The 26,688-nt window shown below is 69.0% G+C and carries 22 protein-coding genes and 1 tRNA gene; 11 read left to right on the top strand and 12 right to left on the bottom strand.

Annotation, left to right across the window (positions count from 1 at the left end; genetic code table 11):
- The first annotated feature begins 18 nt into the window (after window positions 1–18).
- Both ACFVT5_RS24005 and ACFVT5_RS24000 read left to right on the top strand, forming a co-directional pair.
- Window positions 19–819 carry an SDR family oxidoreductase gene (locus ACFVT5_RS24005; RefSeq protein WP_389891505.1) on the top strand — a complete coding sequence of 267 codons (801 nt, stop codon included), beginning with the start codon at window positions 19–21 and terminating at the stop codon, window positions 817–819.
- Window positions 816–1,766 carry an SDR family oxidoreductase gene (locus ACFVT5_RS24000; RefSeq protein WP_389891502.1) on the top strand — a complete coding sequence of 317 codons (951 nt, stop codon included), beginning with the start codon at window positions 816–818 and terminating at the stop codon, window positions 1,764–1,766. Before ACFVT5_RS24005 ends, ACFVT5_RS24000 begins: the two co-directional genes overlap by 4 nt.
- 12 nt (window positions 1,767–1,778) lie before the next feature.
- Here the strand turns inward: ACFVT5_RS24000 and ACFVT5_RS23995 are convergent, their stop codons facing one another.
- Window positions 1,779–2,507 carry an ankyrin repeat domain-containing protein gene (locus tag ACFVT5_RS23995; RefSeq protein WP_389891499.1) on the bottom strand — a complete coding sequence of 243 codons (729 nt, stop codon included), beginning with the start codon at window positions 2,505–2,507 and terminating at the stop codon, window positions 1,779–1,781.
- A 120-nt stretch (window positions 2,508–2,627) separates the two neighbouring features.
- On the bottom strand, window positions 2,628–3,515 hold the full coding sequence (locus tag ACFVT5_RS23990; RefSeq protein WP_389891496.1) for a hypothetical protein: 888 nt from the start codon (window positions 3,513–3,515) through the stop codon (window positions 2,628–2,630).
- 268 nt (window positions 3,516–3,783) lie between these two features.
- On the opposite strand from ACFVT5_RS23990, the gene ACFVT5_RS23985 reads away from it, so the two are divergent.
- The gene (locus ACFVT5_RS23985) at window positions 3,784–4,569 is read left to right on the top strand and encodes a S1 family peptidase (protein ID WP_389891493.1); all 786 of its coding nucleotides are present in this window, start codon (window positions 3,784–3,786) and stop codon (window positions 4,567–4,569) included.
- 104 nt (window positions 4,570–4,673) lie between these two features.
- Here the strand turns inward: ACFVT5_RS23985 and ACFVT5_RS23980 are convergent, their stop codons facing one another.
- Complete coding sequence (locus ACFVT5_RS23980) at window positions 4,674–6,485, bottom strand: beta-galactosidase family protein (protein ID WP_389891490.1); 1,812 nt, start codon at window positions 6,483–6,485, stop codon at window positions 4,674–4,676.
- Between the two features lie 129 nt (window positions 6,486–6,614).
- Here ACFVT5_RS23980 and ACFVT5_RS23975 point away from each other — a divergent pair, with 129 nt between their 5' ends.
- The 5 genes from ACFVT5_RS23975 (at window position 6,615) to ACFVT5_RS23955 (ending at window position 13,385) form a co-directional block, all read left to right on the top strand.
- Window positions 6,615–7,496 carry a helix-turn-helix domain-containing protein gene (locus ACFVT5_RS23975; protein WP_389891488.1) on the top strand — a complete coding sequence of 294 codons (882 nt, stop codon included), beginning with the start codon at window positions 6,615–6,617 and terminating at the stop codon, window positions 7,494–7,496.
- 11 nt (window positions 7,497–7,507) lie between these two features.
- Window positions 7,508–7,828 (top strand): chorismate mutase, encoded by a 321-nt coding sequence (locus ACFVT5_RS23970; RefSeq protein WP_389891485.1) that lies wholly within the window; start codon window positions 7,508–7,510, stop codon window positions 7,826–7,828.
- A gap of 131 nt (window positions 7,829–7,959) precedes the next feature.
- Entirely contained in the window at window positions 7,960–10,452 is a 2,493-nt protein-coding gene (pepN, locus tag ACFVT5_RS23965; protein ID WP_389891482.1) for an aminopeptidase N, read from the top strand.
- 120 nt (window positions 10,453–10,572) lie between these two features.
- The gene (locus tag ACFVT5_RS23960) at window positions 10,573–11,955 is read left to right on the top strand and encodes a pyridoxal phosphate-dependent decarboxylase family protein (protein ID WP_389891479.1); all 1,383 of its coding nucleotides are present in this window, start codon (window positions 10,573–10,575) and stop codon (window positions 11,953–11,955) included.
- On the top strand, window positions 11,952–13,385 hold the full coding sequence (locus ACFVT5_RS23955; RefSeq protein WP_389891476.1) for a lysine N(6)-hydroxylase/L-ornithine N(5)-oxygenase family protein: 1,434 nt from the start codon (window positions 11,952–11,954) through the stop codon (window positions 13,383–13,385). The genes ACFVT5_RS23960 and ACFVT5_RS23955 overlap by 4 nt, the downstream gene beginning before the upstream one ends.
- A 117-nt stretch (window positions 13,386–13,502) precedes the next feature.
- Here ACFVT5_RS23955 and ACFVT5_RS23950 read toward each other — a convergent pair whose 3' ends face one another.
- Window positions 13,503–15,323, bottom strand: a complete 1,821-nt coding sequence (locus tag ACFVT5_RS23950) for a bifunctional metallophosphatase/5'-nucleotidase (protein ID WP_389891473.1) — start codon at window positions 15,321–15,323, stop codon at window positions 13,503–13,505.
- A 205-nt stretch (window positions 15,324–15,528) separates the two neighbouring features.
- On the opposite strand from ACFVT5_RS23950, the gene ACFVT5_RS23945 reads away from it, so the two are divergent.
- Window positions 15,529–16,242, top strand: coding sequence for an SIMPL domain-containing protein (locus ACFVT5_RS23945; RefSeq protein WP_389891471.1), 714 nt, complete (start codon window positions 15,529–15,531; stop codon window positions 16,240–16,242).
- Between the two features lie 180 nt (window positions 16,243–16,422).
- Window positions 16,423–17,859, top strand: a complete 1,437-nt coding sequence (gene pyk, locus ACFVT5_RS23940; protein WP_389891468.1) for a pyruvate kinase — start codon at window positions 16,423–16,425, stop codon at window positions 17,857–17,859.
- Window positions 17,860–17,912: 53 nt separating this feature from the next.
- Here pyk and ACFVT5_RS23935 read toward each other — a convergent pair whose 3' ends face one another.
- The gene (locus ACFVT5_RS23935) at window positions 17,913–18,692 is read right to left on the bottom strand and encodes a helix-turn-helix domain-containing protein (RefSeq protein ID WP_389891465.1); all 780 of its coding nucleotides are present in this window, start codon (window positions 18,690–18,692) and stop codon (window positions 17,913–17,915) included.
- Between the two features lie 82 nt (window positions 18,693–18,774).
- A tRNA-Leu gene (locus ACFVT5_RS23930) sits at window positions 18,775–18,857 on the bottom strand.
- A gap of 99 nt (window positions 18,858–18,956) precedes the next feature.
- On the opposite strand from ACFVT5_RS23930, the gene ACFVT5_RS23925 reads away from it, so the two are divergent.
- Window positions 18,957–19,610 carry an ANTAR domain-containing response regulator gene (locus ACFVT5_RS23925; RefSeq protein WP_389891462.1) on the top strand — a complete coding sequence of 218 codons (654 nt, stop codon included), beginning with the start codon at window positions 18,957–18,959 and terminating at the stop codon, window positions 19,608–19,610.
- Between the two features lie 103 nt (window positions 19,611–19,713).
- Here ACFVT5_RS23925 and ACFVT5_RS23920 read toward each other — a convergent pair whose 3' ends face one another.
- The 6 genes from ACFVT5_RS23920 to ACFVT5_RS23895 form a co-directional block, all read right to left on the bottom strand.
- On the bottom strand, window positions 19,714–20,430 hold the full coding sequence (locus ACFVT5_RS23920; protein ID WP_389891459.1) for an ABC transporter ATP-binding protein: 717 nt from the start codon (window positions 20,428–20,430) through the stop codon (window positions 19,714–19,716).
- The gene (locus ACFVT5_RS23915; protein WP_389891456.1) at window positions 20,427–21,353 is read right to left on the bottom strand and encodes an ABC transporter ATP-binding protein; all 927 of its coding nucleotides are present in this window, start codon (window positions 21,351–21,353) and stop codon (window positions 20,427–20,429) included. The genes ACFVT5_RS23920 and ACFVT5_RS23915 overlap by 4 nt, the downstream gene beginning before the upstream one ends.
- Before the next feature lie 5 nt (window positions 21,354–21,358).
- A complete protein-coding gene (locus ACFVT5_RS23910; protein WP_389891453.1) occupies window positions 21,359–23,188 on the bottom strand; it encodes a branched-chain amino acid ABC transporter permease in 1,830 nt (609 codons plus the stop codon).
- A gap of 5 nt (window positions 23,189–23,193) precedes the next feature.
- Window positions 23,194–24,126 carry a branched-chain amino acid ABC transporter permease gene (locus ACFVT5_RS23905; RefSeq protein WP_389891450.1) on the bottom strand — a complete coding sequence of 311 codons (933 nt, stop codon included), beginning with the start codon at window positions 24,124–24,126 and terminating at the stop codon, window positions 23,194–23,196.
- A gap of 126 nt (window positions 24,127–24,252) precedes the next feature.
- Window positions 24,253–25,473, bottom strand: a complete 1,221-nt coding sequence (locus tag ACFVT5_RS23900) for a branched-chain amino acid ABC transporter substrate-binding protein (RefSeq protein WP_389891945.1) — start codon at window positions 25,471–25,473, stop codon at window positions 24,253–24,255.
- A 661-nt stretch (window positions 25,474–26,134) separates the two neighbouring features.
- Window positions 26,135–26,608 (bottom strand): PaaI family thioesterase, encoded by a 474-nt coding sequence (locus ACFVT5_RS23895; RefSeq protein ID WP_389891447.1) that lies wholly within the window; start codon window positions 26,606–26,608, stop codon window positions 26,135–26,137.
- Window positions 26,609–26,688: the final 80 nt, after the last annotated feature.

Here is a 26,688-nt window from a genome sequence, read left to right as displayed (position 1 = left end):
TAGGGAAGGTAGCACCGCATGGAACTGAAGGGGAGGGTCGCCGTCGTCACGGGCGGCACACGCGGGGTCGGCGCCGGCATCGCACGGGCGTTCCTCGCGGCCGGCGCGCACGTCGTCGTCTGCGCCCGCCGCTCACCGGACCGGCCGGTGACCGCCGGGGGCCGTACGGCCGAGTTCCGCGCCCTGGACCTGCGGGACACGGACGCCGTGGACGCCTTCTTCCCCTCGATCGCCGCCGCGCACGGGCGACTTGACGTACTGGTCAACAACGCGGGCGGCGGCCCCTACCGGCCGCTCGCCGTGGGCGGCGCCGCTCGGCACGCCCGGGTCCTCGCGCTCAACCTCACCGCGCCGCTGACGGCGAGCGTCGCCGCGTATCCCCAACTGCGGGCCGCGCGGGGCTCGGTGGTGATGATCGGCAGCGTCAGCGGGACCCGGGCCTCACCCGGTTCGGCGGCCTACGGCGCGGCCAAGGCGGGCCTGGACAACCTCGCCCGCTCGATGGCCGTGGAGTGGGCGCCCGAGGTCCGCGTCAACACGCTGGTCCTCGGCATGGTCCGCACCGAACTCGCCCATCTGCACTACGGCGACGAGGACGGCGTGGCCTCGGTGGGCCGCACGGTACCGCTGGGCCGCCTCGCCGAACCGGACGAGATCGGCGACGCGGCGGTGTTCCTGGCGTCGCCCCGGGCCGCGTACATCAGCGGGGCGAGCCTGTTGGTGCACGGGGGCGGCGAACGGCCGGCGTTCCTGGACGCGGCGACGGTGAACAAGGCGGAAGAGGCTGAAGAGGCTTACGGGAAAGGGGAGTTGACGTGACGGACATATCGGTGGACGGGGCGGACCGGGGCGGGCTGTGCGCGGGGCGGGTGGTCGTGGTCACCGGGGCCGGGCGGGGGCTGGGACGCGCCCATGCGCTGGCGTTCGCCGCCGAGGGCGCGCACGTCGTCGTCAACGACCTCGGGGTCACGCTCGACGGCTCACCCGACGGCACGGAGGCGGGTCCGGCGGACCTCGTGGTGGCGGAGATCCGTGCGCTGGGCGGCAGCGCGGTGGCCCACGGCGGGGACATCGCGACCACGGCCGGCGCCGCGTCCCTGGTCGCGGCGGCCCTGGACACCTTCGGCCGCCTGGACACCCTGGTGAACAACGCCGGTTTCCTACGGGACCGGATGCTCGTGAACCTCGACGAGGACGAGTGGGACGCCGTGATCCGGGTCCACCTCAAGGGCCACTTCCTGCCGTTGAAACACGCGGCGGCGCACTGGCGGGCGGAGACCAAAGCGGGCCGCACACCCGTGGCCCGGGTCGTCAACACCAGTTCCGGAGCTGGCCTGTTGGGGTCCGTGGGGCAGGGCAACTACAGCGCCGCGAAGGCCGGCATCATCGGCCTCACACTGGTCGCGGCGGCGGAACTCGCCCGGTACGGGGTCCAGGTCAACGCCATCGCCCCCGCGGCACGCACCCGTATGACCGAGCGGACCTTCGCCGGGACGATGGCCGCGCCCGGCGCGGGCGCCTTCGACGCGATGGCCCCCGACAACGTGTCCCCGCTGGTCGTCTGGCTGGGCGCCGCCGCCAGCGACGGGGTCACCGGCCGCGTCTTCGAGACCGAGGCGGGCCGCATCACCGTCATGGAGGGCTGGCGCCCCGGCCCGACCGTCGACAAGGGCGCACGCTGGACCCCGGCGGAGGCGGGCGAAGCGGCCCGTGAACTGCTGACGCGGGCGGAGGCGCCGGGGGCGGTGTACGGGGCGGGGGACTGATCGGGGTGTACGTCAATCGGTGCCGGACGCCGCCGCCTCCAGCAGGGCGACGATCGCCGCGTGACCGTTCTCCTGGCTGTTGCCGGCGGAGGGGGTGCCGTTCCGGAGGACGTCGACGGTGATGGTCTCGGTACCGTCGTCATGCCGCGCACGGGTGGTCCGCGTCTCCTGGTCCCGCCCATAGGTCTCGGCGAGTCCCGCGCGCAATTCCGCCTCGACGTCCCGGTTCCGCCAGGTACGGGCCTCGGCGAGGGCGGCGGTGATGTCACGGGCGCCGTGCGCGAGGAGCGCCCGCACACTCGCCGGGGCGCCGCGTCGGGCCGCCGCCACGAGGGGCGGTACGCCGTCCGGTCCCGGCAGGTCCGGGTCGGCACCGCCGTCCAGCAGAACCTCGACCGTCTCACCGTGACCCCAGCGGACCGCCCAGGTCAGCGCCGTGAACCCGAATTCCTCCCGCAGGTCGGGCAGGGCACCGGCGCCGAGCAGGGCGCGTACGACCTCGGCGTATCCGCCGCAGGCGGCGGCACAGAGCGGGAGGTCGGCGTCGGCGCTCAGCCGACCGGGATCGGCACCGCCGGCGAGCAGCAGCCGCACGATGGCGGCCTCGCCCTGCACGGACGCGACATACAGAGCGGTCCGCCCGTCCTCATCAACGGCATCGACCCGAGCCCCACCCTCCAGCAACCCCGCCACGCCCCGAACATCCCCACCGTAAACAGCCCCAACGAGCCCATCACCCATCCCCCAACCCTGCCCACCCCACCCCCCACCCGCAACACATTTCCCTCCGGGGGAGGCCGCCGGCCGGGGCTCGCGGTGTGGGGTGCCGGTAGGGGAGTTCGGGTCAGCTTCCTGCAAGGGTCACGTGTCGCAGTCCAGTACCGTGCCGCACACCCCGCACCGCACCCGCACAGGCCCCCGTACCGCCACCCTGATCCGCTGACGGCAGGTCGGGCAGGGGAACGCCACCCGCAGGGGTGAACCTGGGTCGAAGGAGTACGGCCCCGTCTGCAGGCCCGAACCCCCGTGGTCCTGCGCGTACCGCCGGTCCTTCGCGTACCGTCGCCGCCCCGTCCATCCGGCGGCTGTCAACGGTGGCTGCCGCTCGTCGCGCCGTGCGAGGGACAGCCCCCGCGTGTACGCCGGATACGCCTGCGGACTCGTGAACCACGGCGAGGGATCCTCGTCGAAGACCAGCGCCCGCTTCGCCAGCACATACCCGTACTCCTCAGGAGTGAGATACCCCAGCTTCTGCGACGACGTGGCGTCCTCCCGGTACGCGTCGAGCAGCAGCCACCCCGCCCCCAGATACGCCGCCGCCGTGTCCGTGAGGATCTCGTTGTCCCGTGTCCCCGGGAACGACAGGTCCAGGCGGTGCAGGTACACATGCATCACCTCATGCGCGAGCGCTGCCCCAATATCACGCCGATGCGTCCGGAAGCGGTCGTTCAGTTCGATGAAGTACTCGGGTCCCGCCGCCAGTTCCACATGCGCGGCATGATGCATCTCCCGGAAGCTGATGATCATCCGCGCGTTCGGCAACCGATAGTGCCGCACCAACTCGTGCGCCACCCGCTGCGCCCCCAGATGGAGATCGTCCTCGTCGGAAAAGGCCACGTCGGACGGGACGACGCTGGTCGCGAAGGTCCGCACCGTGTCGGGAGACAGTCGCCGATACAGCGCGGTGATCGCCGCCCGCACCGTCTCCAGATGCGGATAGCCGTGCTCGACCGTTCCGCCGTTCGCCACGTCCATACCCCCTGAAGGCGCTGAACCGATTTCCACTGTAGGTGGATTCGCGCCGGTGGGGCGTGACGAGTGACCGGAAACCGGCCCTTGTCGTGGACGTCCGGCGATCTCCATAATCCAACAACGCTTTGGCGGGTCCATGCCACCCACGGGTTCCTGTGCGGGGGAGGCCGGGACCCATCACGGCGCGCACCCCCCACGCACCATCCCCACGCTTTACCCCCCACGCACCACCCCCCACGCACCACCCCCCACGAAAGGACGTACGGTGAAGTTCCTCAAGAAGCTCAGCGGCGTAAGACGACTCCTCGCCGTCACCGCGGTGGCCCTCGCCGCTGTCTCGCTCCAGCCCCTCACCACCGCGCAGGCAGCGCCCGCGCCCGTCGTCGGCGGAACCCGTGCCGCCCAGGGCGAGTTCCCGTTCATGGTGCGTCTGTCCATGGGCTGCGGCGGCGCCCTGTACACCCAGCAGATAGTCCTGACCGCCGCGCACTGCGTCAGCGGATCCGGCAACAACACCTCCATCACCGCCACGGCCGGCGTCGTCGACCTCCAGAGCGCCAGCGCCATCAAGGTCAAGTCGACCAAGGTCCTCCAGGCCCCCGGCTACAACGGCGTGGGCAAGGACTGGGCGCTCATCAAGCTCGCCCAGCCGATCAACCAGCCCACCCTCAAGATCGCCACCACCACCGCGTACAACTCGGGCACCTTCACCGTCGCGGGCTGGGGCGCCGCCACCGAGGGCGGCGCCCAGCAGCGCTACCTCCTCAAGGCCAGCGTCCCCTTCGTCAGCGACGCCACCTGCCAGCAGTCGTACGGCTCCGACCTCGTGCCGAGCGAGGAGATCTGCGCCGGGTACGTGGCGCAGGGCGGCGTGGACACCTGTCAGGGCGACTCCGGCGGACCGATGTTCCGCAAGGACAACGCGGGCGCCTGGATCCAGGTCGGCATCGTGAGCTGGGGCCAGGGCTGCGCGCGGCCGGGCTACCCCGGCGTCTACACCGAGGTCTCGACCTTCGCGTCGAACATCGCCTCGGCGGCGGCCACCCTCTAGCCACCCGTACGTGAGGACCCCGCGGGACCGGAGCCGAGCACTCCGGTCCCGCGCGGTACCCGCACCGGATCCGCGGTGTCCGCCTGGTCCACCCCGTCCGTCCCTCAGCTCAGCGAAACCCGCGCCGCCCCACCTTCCGGAGCCCCCTCCAACTCCAGCACCCACACCTCGTTCCCCCCGTCCCGCAGCACAGGCCCCGGCACATACAGCGACCGCTGCGGCCCCACCGACCAGTACCGGCCCAGCGCGAATCCGTTCACCCACACGAACCCCCGTGTCCACCCCGGCAGTTCGAGCCCCGCGTCCCCCACGCCCCGCACGTCGACCACCCCCCGGTACAGACCGGGCGCCCGGTCCGCCGGCACCGGGCCCACCGGAATCGCGCGCACCCGGTCCGCCTCGTCAAAGGCGTCGAGCCGCAGCCCCCGCGCGCGTACCCCGTGCAGGAACTGCCGCTCGTGCAGGACACCCCCGGTGATCCCCTTGGACTCACCCGTGCGTGGCCCGTAGTTGACGCGGCCCAGCGACTCCACCCACAGCTCCACGCGCGCGTGCCCCGCGACCGGCGCCGCCAAGGCCGGCGACTCCTCCGTCAGCACCCCGGCCCGCACCCCGTCCACGGCGACCACAGCGCGGTCCTGCAACCCCCGCACCCACAGCGGATACGGCTCCCGGGGCCCCGGCACCGTCACCGCGTACCGCACCAGACCCCGGTCCACGTCCAGTTCCTCGAACGTCGGCGGCACCGCGTACCACCCCTCCGGACCACCGAGCGCCTCCAGGACCGTGTCCAGCGGCGCCCAGCCGTCGAGTTCCGCCGTGACCGGAACGGCGAGCACCGGCGGCGCGGGCGGCACCTCGGGCAGCGGCCCGTCCGCGTACTCGGCGAGAACGTCCCGCATCAGCCGGAACTTCTCGGTGGGGCGCCCGCGTTCATCCACCGGGGCGTCGTAGTCGTAGGAGGTGACGTCAGGCTGGAGCGGCCCGTCGTGCAGCTCACCGCCCCGGTTGGCACCCGCCCAGCCACCGAAGCTCGTACCGCCGTGCGCCATGTACAGATTCACCGAAGCCCCGCACTCCAGGATCTCCCGCAGCGCTTCCGCCGCGTCCCGAGGATCCCGTACGACGGGCTCGGCACCCCAGTGGTCGAACCAACCGCACCAGAACTCCATACACATCAACGGCCCCTTGGCCCGGTGCCGCCGCAACGTCTCGAAGCTCAACGCCGCGTGCGAGCCGAAGTTGACGGTCGCGAGCACATCCGGGACCGAACCCCCGGTGATCATGTGGTCCTCGGGCCCGTCCGACGTGAACAGCGGCACCGTCACGCCGAGATCCGTCAGCACCCCCGCCAGATGCCGCAGATAGACACCGTCCGAACCGTAGGACCCGTACTCGTTCTCGACCTGCACCATGATCACCGGCCCCGGCCGCCGATCACCACCTTGACCACCCGGACCCCCCGTCCCCGACCCCGCGCCACCCGGCCCCACCTGCCGCCCCGTGACCTCCGGCAACAGCACCTCGAACCACCGCGTCACCGCCGCCAGGAACTCCGGATCCCGCGTCCGTACCCGCGAACCCAGCGGTCCCGTCAGCCAGTGCGGCAGCCCACCGTTCTCCCACTCCGCGCAGATGTACGGGCCCGGCCGCACGATCGCCCACATCCCCGCGGCACGCACGGCGTCCAGAAACCGCCCCACCGCCGCCACATCACGGAACTCACCGGGACGCGGCTCGTGCAGATTCCACGGCACATACGTCTCCACACAGTTCAGGCCCAGCGCCCGCAGCATCGCGAGCCGGTGATCCCACTGCGCCTCGTGCACCCGGAAATAGTGCAGGGCGCCCGACAGGAGCCGGACCGGCCGCCCGTCCACCTCGAAGTCGTCCTCGCCCACCCTGAACTCGGCCATCGCGTCCCTCCCGCTTCCCGTACCGCCGCCACGATCACCTCTGGCGGGCGACACGGTCCATGGACAAAGATCGGAGGTGATTGGACGGACGGAGACCGAAAGAAACGGACAGAGAGGGGACGACCGCGGATGTACCACACCTGGATGCGGTATTTCACGCCGAGCCCCGTCCACCACCGCCTCGGCCTCGTCTGCCTCGGCGTCGGCCTCCAGTACGGCACCCTGCCCACCGTCGGCCCCCGCACCCTCGACCACCACGTCGCCGTCGTCATCAGCGCGGGCGGCGGCTGGTTCCGCGCCCCCGACGGCCGCCGCATCCCCGTCACGGCCCCCGCCCTGCTCTGGCTCACCCCCGGCGTCCCCCACCACTACGGGCCCGACCCCGGCACCGGCTGGGACGAGTGCTTCGTCGACTTCACCGGACCCGCCACCGCCACCTACACCGAACTCGGCTACATCGAACCCGACCGGCCCGTCGTCCCCCTCTCCGACCCGACCGGAGCCCGCACCGCCGTGGGCCGCATCGCACGGGCCGCCCGACGCGGCAACCCACTCCTGGAGGTCGAGACCGGCGCCGCCGTCCATGAACTCCTCGTCGCCCTGCGCCGCGCCCGCGCCGACCTCGCCCCCGACGGCGACCCCGTCCTGAAGGCACTCGCCCGCGACGCCTTCCAGCCGCTGTCCGTCGCCGAACACGCCGCCCGGCACGGCATGACCCCCGCCGAACTGCGCACCGTCGTCCGCCGCGCCGCGGGCCGCAGCCCCAAGGACTACCTCCTCGGCATCAGACTCGGCCGCGCCAAGGAACTCCTCGCCGCCACCGAACTGCCCGTCGCCTCGATCGCCCGCCGTATCGGGTACGACGATCCCGCGTACTTCTCACGTCTGTTCACCCGCCGGGTCGGCATGGCACCGGTCCGCTTCCGCGAGCAGCAGGGCCGGACCGTACCCGGCGGCTGGAGCAATACGGTCCCCGACCCCGACGACCCCCCGACCCTCCGGTCACCGTAGGGTGAACTCTCATGACCACCAGCAACACCGACGACGTGGACCCCGCCGTACGCGCCGAACTCGCCCGGCTGCGCGACAGCATCGACAACATCGACGCCGCCGTGGTGCACATGCTCGCCGAACGCTTCAAATGCACCCAGCAGGTAGGCCACCTCAAGGCCGCCCACCAGTTGCCCCCGGCCGACCCGTCCCGCGAGGCCGAACAGATCACCCGCCTCCGCCGCCTCGCCGAGAACGCCAAACTGGACCCGGCCTTCGCGGAAAAACTCCTCACCTTCATCATCGCCGAGGTAATCCGCCACCACGAACAAATCGCAGACGGATCCCAGTAAGCCCACCTCGCTGTGGGCAGGCGTTCTGGGCACAGCAGCCAAGTACCGGGCACCCGCGAAGGGGCGGCCCACCGCAGGTGCCCCCGGGGCGCCCGATACCCCCTAGGCTCAGCGCCCAGCGATCCGGCAGCATGTGCAACATGTCCGTACTGACGCGCGACGAAGCGCACAACCGAGCCCAGCTCCTAGACATCCACCGCTACACGATCGACCTGGACGTCACCGGGGGAGACGCCACCTTCGCCTCCCGCACCGAAATCCGTTTCACCTCCCGCGCGGACGCGGACACCTTCGTGGAGATCAAGCCCACCGACCTCCACACCGTCACCCTCGACGGCACTCCCCTCGCCCCCGACACCCTCGTCGAGAACCGTCTCCCCCTCACCCTCACCGAGGGCGAACACGAACTGCGTATCGAGGCGACGATGCGCTACTCCCGTACCGGCGAAGGCATGCACCGCTTCACCGACCCCGCCGACGGCGAGACCTACCTCTACACCCAGCTCTTCCTGGACGACGTGCAACGCGTCTTCGCCGCCTTCGACCAGCCCGACCTGAAGGCCGTCTTCGACCTCACCGTCACCGCCCCCGAAGGCTGGACCGTCCTGTCCAACGGCATCACCGAACACCTCGGCGACGGCCGCTGGAAAGCCGCCGAGACCCCCCTGATCTCCACCTACTTCTTCTCCGTCGCCGCTGGCCCCTGGCACTCCGTCCGCACCGAACACCGCGGCCTGCCCTTCGGCCTGCACTGTCGCCGCTCCCTCGCTCCCCACCTTGACACCGACGCCGACGAACTCTTCGAGATCACCCGCGCCTGCTTCGACCGCTTCCACGAGAAGTTCGAGGAGCCCTACCCCTTCGACTCCTACGACCAGGCGTTCGTCCCCGAGTTCAACGCCGGCGCCATGGAGAACCCCGGACTCGTCACCTTCCGCGAGGAGTACGTGTTCCGCTCCGCCGTCACCGACACCGAGCGCCAACTCCGCGCCGTGGTCATCGCCCACGAGATGGCGCACATGTGGTTCGGCGACCTCGTCACCCTCAAGTGGTGGGACGACATCTGGCTCAACGAGTCCTTCGCCGAGTACATGGGCTACCAGATCCTCACCGAAGCCACCCGCTTCACGGACACCTGGGTCGACTTCGGAATCGTCCGCAAGACCTGGGGATACGACGCCGACCAGCGCCCCTCGACCCACCCCGTCGCCCCCGACGCCGTCGACGACACCGCGTCGGCGCTCCTCAACTTCGACGGCATCTCCTACGCCAAGGGCGCGTCGGCCCTGCGCCAACTCGTCACCTGGCTCGGCGAGAAGGACTTCCTCGCCGGGATCAACACCCACTTCGCCCGGCACAAGTTCGCCAACGCCACCCTCGCCGACTTCATCGACTCCCTCGCATCCGCCACGGAACGCGACGTCCACGCCTGGGCCGAAACCTGGCTGCGCACCACCGGCGTCGACACCCTCACCGCGTCCGTCGCCACCGAACCAGGCCGGTGGACCCTCGCCCTCGACCGCGCCGGCAGCCGCCCCCACCGCATCACCGTCGGCGCCTACGACCGCGACCCCATCGACGGCCGCGCGCTCGTCCTGCGCGAACGCCACGAGACCGACGTCCCGCACGACAACGCGCCCGCCGCCTTCCCCGGCGTACGCCCCGCGCTCGTCGTGCCCAACGACCAGGACCTCACGTACGCCAAGATCCGCCTCGACGAGCAGTCCACCGAGGCCGCCCTGCGCGCACTCTCCGGCGTCCCCGACCCGCTGACCCGCACAGTCCTGTGGAGCACCCTGCGCGACATGGTCCGCGACGGCGACCTCGCACCCGTCGTCTACCTGGAGACCGCCCGCGCCCACCTCCCCGAGGAGACCGACCTCGCGCTCGTCCAGGGCGTCCTCGGCTTCGCCCGCACCCAGATCGCCGACCGCTATCTGGAGCCCGCCGGACGCGACGACGCGCTCGCCACCCTCACCGACCTCTGCCGCGACCTCATCCGCCGCACCGAGGACGGCCGCGACCCCCGCCTGCGCCTCCTCGCCGTACGCCACCTCATCGACTCCGCCGCCCGCCCCGGCACCCTCGCCGCCTGGCTCGCCGACGGGACCGTACCCGGCGGACCCGAACTCGACCCCGAGCTGCGCTGGCGCGTCCTCGCCCGGCTCGCCGTACTCGGCGCCACCGACCACACCGCCATCGACGCCGAACTCGCCCGCGACCCCAGCGCCACCGGACAGGAAGGCGCCGCCCGCTGCCGCGCCGCACTGCCCGACCCGGCCGCCAAACAGACCGCCTGGGACGCCCTGTTCGGCTCCGACCACCTGTCCAACTACGTGTTCACCGCCACCGCCCAGGGCTTCTGGCAGCCCGAACAGGCCGCTCTCGTAAGGGAGTACGTGCCCCGGTACTTCACCGACGTCGTCGCCCTCTCCGCACGGCGCGGACCCGCCATCGCGACCGCCGCCGGACAACACGCCTTCCCCACCCACGCCGTGGACACCGACACCCTCGAACTCGGCGAAGCCTGCCTGCGCGGTGACGGGCCCTCACCCGCACTGCGCCGCAAACTCGCCGACCAACTGGACGACTTGGCGCGGGCCCTGCGGGTACGGGGCGCCTGACAGCGGTTCGTCCCGAGGCTCACCCTTTCGGGTTCGGTTCCCCGTACCGGGCGCTTTCCGCACCGGTACGGGGTACAGGCTGGTGCCCTCTGGCCTCACGGACCCGAAGGGCACCACCACATGAGCAGTCTGCCGCCTCTCGCCGGAGGCGTTCATGGGCCGGTGGCGCTGCGGCCGTTGGTCGACACCGTGCTGGACGCGCTACGGGACGGAGCCGAAGCGCGGGGTGGACCACTGCCGCGCGGGGGACCCGACGCCGTCGCCCATCGGGTACGGGAGGTCTGCGAACCGCTGTTCCCGGAGCGGGGGATCGGGGACGACGCCGCCGTGCGCGCCCTCGTACGGGTACTGGCCGAAGGCGCGGCCGATCCCGCCGAGCCACTGTGCGCGGCACACCTGCACTGTCCGCCGCTCGCCGTCGCCACGGCGGCCGACCTCGCCGTATCGGCGCTCAATCCGTCCCTGGACTCCTGGGACCAGGCCCCCGCCGCCTCCGAGTTGGAAACGCTCGTGGTGGAGGCGCTCGCCGCCGAGGTCTACGGGACCGGCAGGACGCCCGCCCCCGGCGGAATCGTCACCACGGGCGGTACCGAAGCCAACCAACTCGCCCTGCTCCTCGGACGGGAGACCCTCGGACCGGTCCAGGTCGTCTGCGGCGGGAACTCCCACCATTCCGTGGCCCGAGGGGCCTGGATGCTCGGACTGCCCCCCGCACGGGTACTGCCCACGCCTCGCGGAGTCCTCGACCCCGACGCCGTGACGGAGGCCCTGGACCGGATCGACGGGCCCGCACTCGTCGTCGCCACCGGTGGCACCACCGACGCCGGACTGATCGACCCGCTGCCCCGCATCGCCGACCTGTGCGCCGCCCACGGCGCCCGCTTCCACGTCGACGCCGCCTACGGAGGCGGCCTCCTGTTCAGCGACATCCTCCGCCCCCGCGTCGACGGCATCGCACGCGCCGACACCGTCACCCTCGACCTGCACAAACTCGGCTGGCAACCCGTCGCCGCCGGACTCCTCACCGTCCGCGCGCCCGGCGACCTCGACACCCTCGCCCACCAGGCCGACTACCTCAACGCCGACGACGACACCGAAGCCGGCCTCCCCGACCTCCTCGGCCGCTCCCCGCGCACCACCCGCCGTCCCGACATCCTCAAGATCGCCGTCACACTCAAGGCACTCGGCCGCACCGGACTCGCCACCCTCGTGGACCAAGTCTGCGCCCACGCACGGGACTTCGCCGACCTCGTCGCCGCACACCCCGCCTTCGACCTGTACGCGCCACCCACCATCAGCACCGTCCTGTTCCGGCCCCGCGACGCCGACGACGACCACATCGCGTCCGTACGCCGCACCCTCCTCGACGGCGGACACGCCGTACTCGGCCGGGCCCGCGCCGACGGGCGGCTCTGGCTCAAGGCCACCCTCCTCAACCCGCACATCCGCCCCGGCGACCTCACCGCGCTCCTCAACCTGGTGGAAGGACACACCCCCCGATGAGCCCGACCCGACCCACGCTCCCTGCGCCCCGCCACGAACCCGACGCACCCCGCGACCTGGTCGGCATCGGCATCGGCCCGTTCAACCTCTCCCTCGCCGCCCTCGCCCAACCCCTCGGCGGACTCGACACCGCCTTCTACGAGCAACGGCCCGCCTTCCACTGGCACCCCGGCCTCCTCATCGACGGCGCCACACTCCAAGTACCGTTCCTCGCCGACCTGGTGACCCTCGCCGACCCCGTCAACCCCTGGTCGTTCCTCAACTACCTCCGCACCCGCGACCGGCTCTTCCCCTTCTACTTCGCCGAACGCTTCCACATCCAGCGCGCCGAATACGACGCCTACTGCCGCTGGGTCAGCGAGAACCTCCCCGGACTCCACTTCGGCCACCAGATCGACGCCGTCCGCTGGAACCCCGAACGCATCCTGTACGAAGTCGACTTCACCCAGATCGACAGCGACGGAGAAGTCGAAGCCCTCGGCCGTACGTACACCAAGAACATCGTCCTCGGCATCGGCACCGCACCCCACGTACCCGAACCCCTCAAACCACTCGCCGACGCCCACGGCGTCCCCGTCATCCACTCCGCGGACTACCTCCGCCACCGCGACACCATCCTCGCCGCCGACCACGTCACCGTCATCGGCTCAGGACAGTCCGGCGCCGAAATCTTCCTCGACCTCCTCACCGCACGCCCCCCGGGCCGCGAGAAAATCCACTGGCTCGCCCGTACCGAAGCGTTCGCACCCATGGAGTACTCAAAACTCGGCCTCGAACACTTCACCCCGGACTACACCCGCTACTTCCACACCCTGCCCGAACCCGTACGCGACAGCCTCGTCCCCCGCCAATGGCAACTCCACAAAGGCATCGACACCGACACCATCACCGCCATCCACCACGAGCTGTACCGACGCACCCTCAACGGCGGCTGGCCCGACGCCGTCCTCACCCCCGGCGTCACCGTCCGCACCGCGGGCCGCGTCGCCACCACCCGCGTCGAACTCCACCTCGAACACACCCAGCAGGCCACCCGCTCCCGCCTCACCACCGACGCCGTCGTCCTCGCCACCGGCTACCGCGAACGCCCCCTCGACCAACTCCTCGCCGGACTCACCCCCTACCTCCGCCGCGACGCCTCCGAACGCCCCCGCGTCGACCAGCACTACCGCCTCGGCCTCGAACCGTCGATCAGCCGCACCGGACGCCACATCTACGTCCAGAACGCCGAACGCCACACCCACGGCGTCGGAGCCCCCGACCTCGGACTCGCCGCCTGGCGCAGCGCCACCATCCTCAACGCCCTCACCGGCACCAACCCCTACCCACTGCCCCGCCGCACCGCGTTCACCAGCTTCGGCCTCGACCGGCCCGAGCACACCACACCCGGACCGGCCAAAACCCTGACACCGCTGGTGGAACCCCGTTAGGCGGGATGCGCGCCCCGCAGGGGCGCGGGACTGTGACATGTGCGGCTCCGCCGCGTGGGCGCGACCAGCCACCGACTACCCGCAGTTTCCGCACCGGCCTTCCAGTGGAACCCTCGCCTAAAAGACCGGGGCGCCGTCGCGCGTCAGCTTCCAGTCCACCGACGCGAACTCCGCCGGGTCAATGGAACCCTTGGCCTTCACCCACGAGATCATCGTGTTACGGATCTCGTCGGAATTCGCCCACACCTGCTTGGCGGCGGCGACATGCGGGAAGTTACCGCCACCATTCGCACGGTAGTTGTTCACCGCGAACACGAACTGCGCGCCATCCGCGAGCGGAGCGCCCTCGAACATCACCTTCGTCACCCGCGACCCCGCCGGCTTCGCGATGTCGATCTCGTACGTCAGCCCACTCACCACGTCGTAGTTGTAGTCCGGCGTGTTGTTCGCGTTCGTCAGCTTCGCCGGATCCACCGGAGCACCCGCCGCCGTCTGCACGAAGTAATTCGCCGAGAACTCCAGATACGCCTTCATCTGCGCACCCGTCATCAGACGCGCCTCCAGCGTGTTCTCGAAGACATACAGACCCGCCACATCACGGATCGTCACCTCACCCGCCGGAATCACCGCGCTCCGCGAGAAACACGCCGCCTGCGAAAGCACCGGAAGCGCCGCGTACTCCGTACCCGCCACCGCGTCCTTCACCGCCGCCGCCTGAATGTGATTGATCAGATCGATGATCGGCACATCCTTGTACGGCGCCTCCGCCGACGTCATCGCCACCGAGTTCGTCCCGACCACCTGATTGACGTACGCCACGACCTTCTTGTGCTCGTCCGACAGCAAGCCCGTGATCTTCGGGTCCTCCGCCACCGTATTCGAGTTGAGGACCTTCGCCCCGGCCTTCTCGACCGTCCACTGGCCCCGCTCCCACACCAGCTCGAAGTCGAACACCGTCAACCGCTGACCCCATTTCAGCGGCTCCGACAACAGCACCTGCTTACCGGTCTTCTTGTTCGTCACGAACTTCTCGGCGATCTCCGCATGCGCGTGACCCACCAGAATCGCGTCGATCCCCGGCACCTGCTCAGCGACCAGACCCGCCGCGTTCTCCACATACGGCACCTGATCGCCGTACGACGACGTACCGCTCGACCCCGAATGCGCCGACACGATCACCACGTCCGCACCCATGGACCGCAGCTTCGGCACCCACTTCGCCGCCTGCTCCTCCAGGCCGGGGAACACCATCTTCCCCTGCACATTCGCCTTGTCCCAGATCGCGATCCCCGGATTCGTCAGACCGAGCACCGCCACCCGCACATCCCGCCCGTGCGGCGTACGCAGCTTCTTGATCACATACGGCGCGAAAGCCGGCTTCAACGTCTTCGCGTCCAGCGCGTTCGCACCCAGCAGCGGAAAATTGCACTGCTCCTCGAACTTCCGCAGCACCGGAATACCGTAATTGAACTCATGGTTACCGAGCGCCGCCGCGTCATAACGCATCGCGTTCATCGCCTGCGCCATCGGGTGCACCGGACCGCGCTTCGCCGTGATCGGATCGACCTTGGCGTAGTAATACGACAGCTGCGTGCCCTGAATCGTGTCACCCGCATCGATCAGCAGCGTGTTCCCGCGCCCCTTCTCCTTGCGGATCTGCTCCACCAGCGTCGAGATCTTCGCCAGACCGATGTCATTGTGCGCCGAGTCGTCGAACTCCTTGTCCGTGAAGTAGTCCCAGTTGAAGACATTCCCGTGCAGGTCCGTCGTGCCAAGGACGGTGAACGAGTACCGCTTCGCCCCGTCCTTCGGCGCGCCACCGGACCCCGACGCCACCGCAGGCGACGCCACCGCGGGCGACGCGACCGAGGCCGCCAACGCGACCCCCGCCCCCGTCGCGGCGGTCTGACCCAGGAACGACCTTCTGTCGAGCGGCATTTCTACTCCCTGACACCTTCGAAGACAGTGGACACGGTCGGCGACCGTGCACGCGTGGGGGTGGGCGCGTGCCGCCAAGAGCCGTGACACAACGCGCGTAGATTCTGGACCACCCACCCCCTCCCGCAACACCCCCCACACGTTTCCATCCGATGACGAGCCGCTGACCACCCCGAGACCGGGGCCCCGATGCCACAGTGGGGACATGACCACCCACGAACCCCCACCCCCCGTCCCCTACGGCACCCCCGACGCCCCCCGCATCGCCGTCCGCGGCGAAGCCCACCTCGACGTCGACCCCGAAATCGCCCGCATCGGCATCACCGTCACCGCCCGCGGCACCGACCGACGTGAAGCACTCGACGACCTCACCCGCCGCAACACCACCGTCCTCGACCTCGTCAAAACCTACGGAGACGCCGTCGAAAAACTCGAAACCGGCGCCTTCTCCATCAGCCCCCAACTCACCAAACACGGCCGCGCCGAACGCATCCGCGCCTACCACGGCCGCGTCCACCTCACCGCCGAACTCACCGACTTCACCGCACTCGGCGAACTCACCACCCGCCTCGCCGACCTCGACCTCACCCGCGTCGACGGCCCCTGGTGGGACCTCCGCCCCGACTCACCCGCCCACCGCGAAGCCCGCCGCACCGCCGTCCACGAAGCCGTCCAACGCGCCCGCGAATACGCCGACGCACTCGGCACCACCCTCGCCGCCCTCGTCGAACTCGCCGACATCGGCGCCGAGAACGCCACCCCCTACACCACCCTCGACGCCGCCGCCGGCGGCGGGATGCGCATGGCCGCCTACAGCGGCGCCGCCGAAGAAGCCGCACCCCTCGACCTCGAACCCCAACGCCAACACGTCTACGCACAGGTGAACGCCCGCTTCACCATGGCCCCACCCCACCTGTGACCCGAACAGCACCGGCAGTGACACCAACCCCCGGGAAAACAGCGCCCGGGGGCGCTCCATTCGCTCATCGGAGCACCCCCGCGCACAATTCAACACTTGTCAAGAGTCCTTCACGCAAAGGTTGTTGAGTAGTCATGCGCGACCAATTCTCTACCCACCGGTAAGCCCTAGGCTCGACCCATGCGCCGAGCAAAAATCGTCTGTACCCTGGGCCCCGCCACCGACTCGTACGAGCAGATCAAAGCACTCGTAGAAGCCGGAATGGACGTAGCCCGCTTCAACCTCAGCCACGGCACCTACGCCGACCACGAGGACCGCTACCAGCGCGTACGCAAAGCCGCCGACGAGACCGGCCGGAGCGTCGGCACCCTCGCCGACCTTCAAGGTCCGAAGATCCGCCTCGGCCGCTTCAGCGAAGGCCCCGTACTCCTTGAACGCGGCGACACCTTCACCATCACCGTCGAAGACGGCCACCAAGGCGACCGCCACACCTGCGGCACCACCTACGACGGCCTCGCCGCCGACGTCACCACCGGCGAACGCATCCTCGTCGACGACGGCAAAGTCTGCCTCGAAGTCACCTCCGTCGACGGCCCCCGCGTCCACACCACCGTCATCGAAGGCGGCATGGTCTCCGACCACAAGGGCCTCAACCTCCCCGGCGTCGCCGTCTCCGTCCCCGCACTCTCCGAAAAGGACGAAGCAGACCTCCGCTGGGCCCTGCGCACCGGCTTCGACGTCATCGCCCTCTCCTTCGTCCGCACCGGACGCGACATCGACGTCGTCCACCGCATCATGAAAGAAGAAGGCCGCCACCTCCCCGTCATCGCCAAGGTCGAAAAGCCCCAAGCCGTCGAGAACATCGACGACATCGTCGCCGCCTTCGACGGCATCATGGTCGCCCGCGGAGACCTCGGCGTCGAAATGCCCCTCGAACAGGTCCCCATCGTCCAAAAGCGCGCCATCAAACTCGCCAAGCGCAACGCCAAACCCGTCATCGTCGCCACCCAGATGCTCGACTCGATGATCGACAACTCCCGCCCCACCCGCGCCGAAGCCTCCGACGTCGCCAACGCCGTCATCGACGGCACCGACGCCGTCATGCTCTCCGGCGAGACCAGCGTCGGCAAATACCCCGTCGAAACGGTCCGCACGATGTCCCGCATCGTCGAAGCCGCCGAAGAGGACATCCTCGCCAAGGGGCTGCCGCCACTCACCGAACGCAACAAACCCCGCACCCAGGGCGGAGCCGTCGCCCGCGCCGCCGCCGAAATGGGCGACTTCCTCGGCGCCAAATTCCTCGTCGCCTTCACCCAGTCCGGCGACACCGTCCGCCGCCTCTCCCGCTACCGCTCACCCATCCCCCTGCTCGCCTTCACACCCGACCCCGCGACCCGCTCCCAGCTCAGCCTCACCTGGGGCGTCGAGACCTTCCTCGGCCCGCACGTCGACTCCACCGACGCGATGGTCGACCAGGTCGACGAGCAGCTGCTGCGGATCGGGCGCTGCGAGAAGGGCGACATCGTCGTCATCACCGCCGGCTCCCCGCCCGGAGTCTCCGGCTCGACCAACCTGGTCCGCGTCCACCACATCGGCGAGGACGACTCCCCGAAGTAACACCACCCCCGCCACGGCGGGAGGGCAACCAGGGCCGGGGTACTGAGCACGGATCAGTACTTCGGCCCGATGTGTTGGTCCATGAGAACAACGGATGCTTTGCGGGCCACGGATATGTTGAACGGGTCGCTGCCGCGCGCGAGTGTGGTCCACCCGACGCCGACCTTGTCGAGCGCGTCCGTGAAAAGCTTCCGGATGTGGTCGGACTTGTTGGCGAAGAAGTACCGCGGATACTCATAGCGTTTGGTGGTGCCCGCGACGAGCCGGGTGGTCCAGTTCATGATCCGGCAGCCGTCGGAGTGGATGAGCCCCCGGATGAACTCCCATGGATACTCGTCCACGATGTCCTGCTGCCATGGCTCCAGAGCGATGACCCGGTCGTGTTTCTTGCCGGGGCCGTGCTGAGGGAACAGACAGAGCCAGTGCTTGCAGTGTGACTTCACTTCTGTGCAGCCATTCCTGTGCCTGTGTGAGACACGGGAGCTGGGCATCACGCTGCGCATGGCCCCCTCGGCTGCCGAGATCAGGCCGAGGTACTTCGCGTCGCAGAAGATCGACAGATGGTGCTGCTTGGGCTTGGAGATGATGTGCCCGTCGCCGAGGTAGAGGCCGAGGAGATAGGCGTATGCCTCTCGGTCGAGCGCCTGGTCCGTGCAGAGCGGGCAGTCCGTCGGCTGCTTGTACGTCTCACCGCGTAATCGGCGGTCTTCGCTGTGCCACCAGCCGACGGTCCCGCGAGGAACGCCGAACTGTTCGGCGACGACGCGGTTGGGGACTCCCTGGCGCATGAGTACGACCGCTTGTTCGCGGGTCGAAGGGCTGTGCTGTTCCATGTGACTACCCTGCGTCACTGGGTGCTGCTTTGGGTAGCGAAAAAGCGGATGTTCACGAGAACGTGGACATCCGCTTCAGGGGTACCGGGTGCGGGACTCGAACCCGCAAGCCCTCTCGGGCAGAGGTGTTTGAGACCTCCGTGTATACCGTTCCACCAACCCGGCTGGATCGCTGCTCAGGAAGCATACCGGGTCATCGGGTGTCGCCGCTGCTGGGTAGGCTGCGTAAGCAGTAGCAGACCCGGCCCGCCATGAGGAGCCCCCGTGACCGCCCCCGAGTCGCACCAGCCCGTTGCCGACGACGACAAGTCGCATGTGCCTCCGCTGACGACCCGTGTCGTCATCGCCGAGGACGAGGCGCTCATCCGTCTCGACCTCAAAGAGATGCTGGAGGAAGAGGGCTACAGCGTCGTCGGCGAGGCGGGCGACGGTGAGGCCGCTGTCGCGCTGGCCCGTGAGCACCGTCCGGACCTGGTGATCCTGGATGTGAAGATGCCGAAGATGGACGGCATCTCGGCGGCGGAGAAGATCGCCGAGGAGTCCATCGCCCCGGTCCTGATGCTGACGGCGTTCTCGCAGCGCGACCTGGTCGAGCGGGCCCGTGACGCGGGTGCGATGGCGTATCTGGTGAAGCCGTTCAGCAAGAGCGATGTCGTCCCGGCGATCGAGATGGCGGTGTCGCGGTTCACGGAGCTGCGGACGCTGGAGAACGAGGTCGCGGACCTCACGCAGCGCCTGGAGACCCGGAAGCTGGTGGACCGTGCGAAGTCGGTGTTGCAGACGGAGTACGGGCTGACGGAGCCGGCGGCGTTCCGCTGGATTCAGAAGACGTCGATGGATCGGCGTCTGTCGATGCAGCAGGTGGCCGAGGCCGTGATCGAGGACGCCAAGGAGAAGAAGTCGGCGAAGGGGTCGTAGCGGGGCCGACGGTCGACCGTAACGGAGTGGAGGGCGGTATCCCCGGGATTCCCCAGGGATACCGCCCTCCGTCGCGTTCTGCTGTGTTGTTGCCGGTGCTTTCTCAGTCCTCGCCGAGGTATGCCTTCCGTACGGATTCGTCGTGCAGGAGGTCTTGTCCGGTGCCGGAGAGGACGATTTTGCCGACTTCCATGACATGGCCCTGGTCGGCGAGCGAGAGCGCGGCCTGTGCGTTCTGTTCGACGAGCAGGATGGTGGTGCCCTGTGATTTGAGTTCGGCGATGGTCGCCATGATTTTCTGCATCATGATCGGCGAGAGGCCCATGGAGGGTTCGTCGAGCATGAGGAGTTTGGGCTGTGACATGAGGGCGCGGCCCATGGCGAGCATTTGCTGTTCGCCTCCGGAGAGCGTTCCGGCGGCCTGCTTCTGGCGTTCTCCGAGGATGGGGAAGAGGTCGTAGGCGCGCTGGATGTCTTTCTGGATGCCTGCCTGGTCCTTGCGGAGGAATGCGCCGAGCTTGAGGTTTTCCGCGATGGTGAGGCGGGGAAAGATGCGCCGGCCCTCGGGGGAGTGTGCGAGACCGAGGGAGACGATTTTGTGGGCGGGGGTGCCGGTGAGGGGTTTCCCGTCGAAGGTGATCTTCCCGCTGAGCGGCTTGAGGAGTCCGGAGAGGGTGCGCAGGGTGGTGGTCTTGCCGGCGCCGTTGGTGCCGATGAGGGTGACGACCTGTCCGGCCTCGACGGTGAAGGAGATGCCTTTGACGGCTTCGATCTTGCCGTAGGCGACTTTGAGGTCCTCGACCTGGAGGAGGGTGGTCACTGGTCGTCTCCTTCCGAGGGACGGGGTGCCTTGGAGGGGGCGGCGTCCGCTGCGGGGGCGTCGGCTTCGTCGCTGTCGGCGATGGCGGCTTCGGCTGCCTGGACCTCTTCGATGGCGGAGTCCTCGGGTGCCCCTTCGAAGGGGGTGCCGAGGTAGGCGGCGATGACGCGTTCGTCGCTCTGGACGACGTCGCTGGTGCCTTCCACGAGTTTTTCGCCCTGGACGAGGCAGGCGACGCGGTCGCAGAGGTTGAAGATGAAGCGCATGTCGTGCTCGATGACGAGGACGGCGGTGCCTTTTTCCCGGATGGCGAAGACGAGTTCTTCGGTGGCGCGGGTTTCCTGCGGGTTCATGCCGGCGGTGGGCTCGTCGAGGAGGAGGAGTCCGGGGTCGCTGGCGAGGGCGCGGGCGATTTCGAGCTTGCGTTGTTCGCCGTAGGGGAGGTTGCGGGCGAGGTGGTCGCGCTTGTGGGCGAGGCCGATGAAGGTGAGGAGTTCCATGGCGCGTTCTTCGGACTCGGCTTCGGCCCTGCGGAAGCCGGGGCCGCGCAGGAGTGCGGACCAGAGGCCCTCTTTGGTGCGGGTGTGGCGGCCGACGAGGACGTTCTCCAGGACGGTCATGTTGGAGAAGAGCCGGATGTTCTGGAAGGTGCGGGCGACGCCTGCCTGGGTGACGAGGTGGGGCTTTGGCGGCAGGACGGTGCCTTTGTAGGAGACCTGGCCTTCGGTGGGGATGTAGAGGCCGGTGAGGCAGTTGAAGAAGGTGGTTTTGCCGGCGCCGTTGGGTCCGATGAGTCCGACGATTTCGCCGCTGTTGACAGTGATGTCGACGGAGCGTACGGCGGTGAGGCCGCCGAAGCGCATGGTGACGCCGCTGGCTTCGAGGACGGGGGCGCCGGTGGTGGTCTCGGTGGTGGTGGTCATGGTGGTTACGCCCCCGCCTTGGTGACGCCGACGGTCTGTTCGGCCGATTCGGGGCTGAGCCCTTGTTCGGGTACGTCGAGTTGCCCGGTTTCGTGGAACTCCAGTTGCTGGCGGCGGTTGGCGATGATGCCTTCGGGCCGGAAGCGCATGAGGAGGACGAGGGCGATGCCGAAGGCGAGGAGTTGCTTGTCCTTGAGGAAGACGAGTTTCTCGGGCAGCAGGTAAAGGAGTGCGGCGCCGAGGAGGGGGCCACTGACGGTGCCCATGCCGCCGAGGACGACGGCGGCGAGGAGGAACGCGGAGTTGGGCGCTGTCGATCCGGCGAATTGGTAGGGGTTGGGTACCACGTTGTAGGTGACGTGGGCGCTGACCGTGCCGGCGAGTCCGGCGAGTGTGGCGCCGAGGGCGAAGGCGATGAGCTTGACGCGGAAGCCGTTGATGCCCATGGCGGTGGCGGCGGTCTCGTCCTCGCGGATGGCGACCCAGGCGCGGCCGATACGGGAGTCGGACGCCCGGTTGTATACGAGGACGACGATGGCCATGATCAGCACCATCAGCAGGTAGTAGTTGGCGAACCGGCCCAGGGTGATGCCGCCGATGTCGTGGGATTCTCCGAGGTTGAAGCCGAAGAACTCCAGGTCGGGAATGGAGGGGATGCCGTTGGGGCCGTTGGTGATGTCGGGTCCGGAGTCGCCGTCCATGTTGTTGACGGCGATGCGGAAGATCTCCCCGAAGCCGAGGGTCACGATGGCGAGGTAGTCGCCGCGGAGCCGCAGGGTGGGGGCGCCGATGAGGACGCCGAAGATGAGGGATGCGGCGGCGCCGGTGAGGGCGGCGGCCCAGAAGGGGAACTGGACGCCGGAGAAGCGGGAGAACTCGGAGCCGGAGACGAGGGCCGCGGCGTAGGCGCCGACGCCGAGGAAGGCGACGTAGCCGAGGTCGAGGAGTCCGGCGAGGCCGACGACGATGTTGAGGCCGAGGGCGACGGTTCCGAAGATGAGGATGTTGACGCCGATGTTGGCGTAGTGGTCGTTGCTCTGGGTGAAGGGGAAGGCGATGGCCACGATGAACCCCATGGCGAGGGTGAAGGCGCGGTTGTCGGCGGCGAGTCGGGAGAGGCGGTCGACGATGCCGGCGGTGATGAGGGCCCAGGCGATGAAGACGACGACGATGAGGTATCCGATGAAGGTTTCGCCTTCTTCGGAGGGGGTGTCGATGCCGTAGGTGAAGACGATCAGGCCGATGACAGCGGTGAGGGTGATGACGGCGCGCTGGATCCAGGGCCGGAGTTCCTGCGGTGCGGGGAAGCGGTCGGGCTTCCTGATGAGGGTGCGCAGGGTTTCTTTGACCTGGTTGGTGCCGTCGCCGCGGGTGGTGTCGGTGTGCTGGGGAAGGCCCAGGGCGCCGATGACGGGGAGCAGGCTCGCGACGGCGGCGATGTATCCGCCGGGTTCGAGGTTGGCGACGCCGCCGAGTTTGGCGGCGATGGCGATGACCGTGAACCAGGTGGTGCCGAAGGCGCCGAGTGCGGCGAGGAAGAGGGGGGCGTCGGTGCCGCCGGGGTTGACGCGGCGCAGGGCCGGGATGTCGTAGGCGGCGAGGGCGTAGAGGGTGGTGATGAGCCCGGCGATGAGGGTCATCCACTGGAGGCCGCCGGGGTAGCCGTAGACCGTGAGGTCGCCCGGGAAGTCGCTGGTCCAGGTCCAGGCGAGGAAGGCGGAGACGGCGGTGGCGATGCCGCCGACGACGGTGAGCGCGCGGGCGGTGGCCAGGGGCAGCGGGATGACGGCGGTGGCCGGCTGTGCGGTGGACGTGTCCTTGGTGGTGGTCGTCATCGTGATCACGCCCTGTCCGCGACGCGTTCGCCGAGCAGGCCCTGTGGCCTGAACAGGAGGACGAGGATGAGGAGGCAGAAGGCCCAGACGTTGGCCCAGCTGGCGCCGCCGAGCTGCTGCATGCCGGGGATGCCGTCGATGTAGGCGCTGGCGAGGGTCTCGGCGAGGCCGAGGACGACGCCGCCGAGCATGGCGCCGTAGATGTTGCCGATGCCGCCGAGTACGGCGGCGGTGAACGCCTTGAGGCCCATGAGGAAGCCCATGCGGTATTCGACGTGTCCGTACTTCATGCCGTACGCGACTGCGGCGACGGCGGCGAAGAAGCCGCCGATGGCAAAGGCGATGACGATGATGCGGTTGGTGTCGATGCCCATGAGCTGCGCCGTGTCGGGGTCCTGGGCGGTGGCCTGCATGGCGCGGCCGGTGCGGCTGCGGCGGACGAACAGGGCGAGCGAGGTCATACAGACGACGGCCGCGCCGATGAGGAAGATGTCGGCGTTGCTGACGGTGATGGAGCCGATGTCGTAGGAGCCGGTGCCGAGTTCGGGGAAGACGCGGGGCTTGTCGGCCTTGGGGTAGAAGTTGCGGACCAGCTCCTGGAGTGCGAGGGAGAGGCCGATGGCGGTGATGAGGGGGGCCAGGCGTGGGCCGCCGCGTAGTGGTCGATAGGCGAACCGTTCCGCCCCGACGGCGAAGAGGACGGCGACGAGGCCGCCGCCTATCAGCATCAGGGGCAGAGCGGCCCAGATCGACATTCCGGATGGCAGCACATAGACGTACACGGTGAGAGCACCGAAGCCGCCGGTCATGAAGATCTCGCCGTGGGCGAAGTTGATCAGCTGGACGATGCCGTACACCATCGTGTATCCGATGGCGATCAGCCCGTACATCGAGCCGAGGAGCAGCCCGTTGGCCAGCTGCTGCGGCAGGGTGTTCACCGCATGGCCTCCATTGTCGCTGGGGGTGAATGCATGGGTGGGGGTAACAGGTGGGCCGCGCGGTTGGGGTCGACCTTCCGCGCGGCCCTGGTGTGGTGCAGGTGTGGTGCTGGTGTTCTGGTGGGGTCAGCCGGTGTAGGTGCCGGTCTTGACGGCCTCCCACTTGCCGCTCTTGACCTGGTAGACGGTCAGCTGCTTGTTGCCGGTGTCGCCGAACTCGTCGAAGGAGACCTTGCCGGTGATGCCTTCGAAGTCGCTCTTGCCGACCTCTTCGACGACCTTGGAGCGCAGGTCGTCACCGGTGGGGAGCTTGTCGCCGTTGGCGGCCTTGGCGGCCTTCACGGCGTTGATGATGGCGCTGGCGGCGTCGTAGGCGTAGCCGCCGTAGGTGCCGTAGTCACCCTTGTAGCCCTTGGCCTTGTAGGTGGCGATGAATTCCTTGGCGGCGGGCAGGGTCTCGACGGGGACGCCGACGGAGGTGACGAGGTCGCCTTCGGCGGCGTCACCGGCGGTCTCGATGTAGGTCGGCGTGAACATGCCGTCACCGCCGAACAGCGGGATCTTGGCGCCGGCTGCCTTGAGCTGCTTGGTGATCAGCTCGGACTCGTCGTACTGGCCGCCGTAGTAGACCATGTCGGCGCCCGCGGCCTTGATCTTGGTGACGAGGGAGCCGAAGTCCTTGTCGCCGGTGTTGACGTGGTCGGTGCCGACGGCCTTGCCGCCGAGCTTGACGAACTGCTCCTTGAAGATCTTGGCGAGGCCGGCGCCGTAGGTCTGCTTGTCGTCGACGACGAAGACCTTCTTCTTCTTGAGGCCGTTGAAGGCGTAGTCGGCCGCGAAGCCGCCCTGGAGGGCGTCGGTGGTGGCGGTGCGGAAGTACGTCTTGTACGGGCGCTTCTTGTCCGTCTGCCAGTTCTTGCCCTGGGTCAGCTCAGGGTTCGTGTTGGACGGCGAGATCTCGACCAGGTTGGCGGTTTCGAAGACCTGCTGCATGGACTGGGCGACGCCGGAGTTCAGCGGGCCGACGACGCCGACGACGGTCTTGTCGCCGACGAGCGCGCTGGCGTTCTGCTGGCCCGTGGCGGGCTGCGCCTTGTCGTCGAGGGCCTTGAGCTGGAACTTCACGCCCGGCACGGTGTTCTTCTTGTTGGCGTCGTCGACGGCGATCTGGGCGCCGTACTGGATGCCGAGGCCGGTCGCGGAGTTCTCGCCGGACAGGGGGGCGTCGACGCCGATGGTCAGCGTGGTGGTGTCGCCGTCGCCGCCGCCTTTGGCGTTGTCGTCACGGGAGCCACACGCGGTGAGGGTCAGGGCTCCGGTGGTGAGAACGGAGGTAAGGATCAGCAAAGAACGCTGTCGCACAATCAGTCCTTTCCGCTGGCGGGGGCCTCTCTGTTGAGTCGACCCGCTGCCGCGCTGGTACCGAACTCCCGATGGAGCGGTGACTGGCGGTGACTCTAAGCCTGGTCCTTGGCCTTAGGCAGCGATGCTGGCGTGCTTGTGACTCTCTTGTTATGACGGGGCGGAATTTGAGGTTCCGCAAAGGGGAGTATCGGCTGGTCTGGCGCTATGCCCCTGGAGTCCACATTCTGAGAACCCCCACTTCCGGTTGGCCGTCGGGCGGGGTCCGGAGTTCTTGGAATCGGCGGTCGCCCGAAGCGGCCGGGAAAGATCACGGAGGCGGGTACTCGCGGGGATCGGTCGTGGCGGCCGTATTGCGCGCGTGTTACGTAGCGTTACCGCGACCGGAGCCGGAAGGGAAGATCGCCATTCAGCCGTAGTTCAAAGGAATCGGCCACTTATGTCCGCTCAGTGATACGCCGAGTTGTCCGACTGTCCACGGCAAAAGGCGATTTCGGGAGGGTCGGGAACGGAAGTCCGGAGAATCCGGAATCAATGGGCTTGAGCGCTTGAGCGCTTCTGGGGAGTTGCGTGTTGGAGGACTGGGGGCTGGCGGGCCGGTGGCCGGGGAGGTGCGGCTGCCGGGGTGGCCGCCGCACCCGCCGTCTCAGCGTGGGGCGTCGCCCGGGGAGACCTCGCGCAGCAGGCACGTCAGTCGCGCGCTGCACACCCGCTTGCCGTCCTCGTCACTGATCACGATGTCGTACGTCGCCGTGGAGCGGCCCTGGTGTACGGGTGTGGCGACCCCGGTGACCAGGCCGGACCGCGCGCCGCGGTGGTGGGTGCAGTTGAGGTCGACGCCGACCGCGAGCTTGCCGGCGCCGCCGTGCAGCATGGAGCCGATCGAGCCGAGGGTCTCCGCGAGCACCGCGGACGCGCCGCCGTGCAGCAGTCCGTACGGCTGGGTGTTGCCCTCGACCGGCATGGTGCCGACGACACGGTCCGCCGAGGCTTCCTTGATCTCGATGCCCATCCGGGCGCCGAGATGGCCTGCCGAGAACAGTGCGACCAGGTCGACGCCCAGGGCCGCGTACTCCTCGATGACCTCTTGCGGGAACTGCACGGTGTGCTGCTCGCCCATGGGGCAGGCTCCGTTCGTCGTCGTACGGCGTTACGTGCCGTGTGCACGTGGTGTGCGACCTGTTCTTATCAGGTCCACTG

The organism is Streptomyces sp. NPDC058001, from assembly GCF_042886315.1.
In the GTDB taxonomy this organism is placed as follows: Bacteria; Actinomycetota; Actinomycetes; order Streptomycetales; family Streptomycetaceae; genus Streptomyces.
Note: the sequence above shows the minus strand (reverse complement) of the source record. Positions and strands in the feature narration are given on the sequence as shown.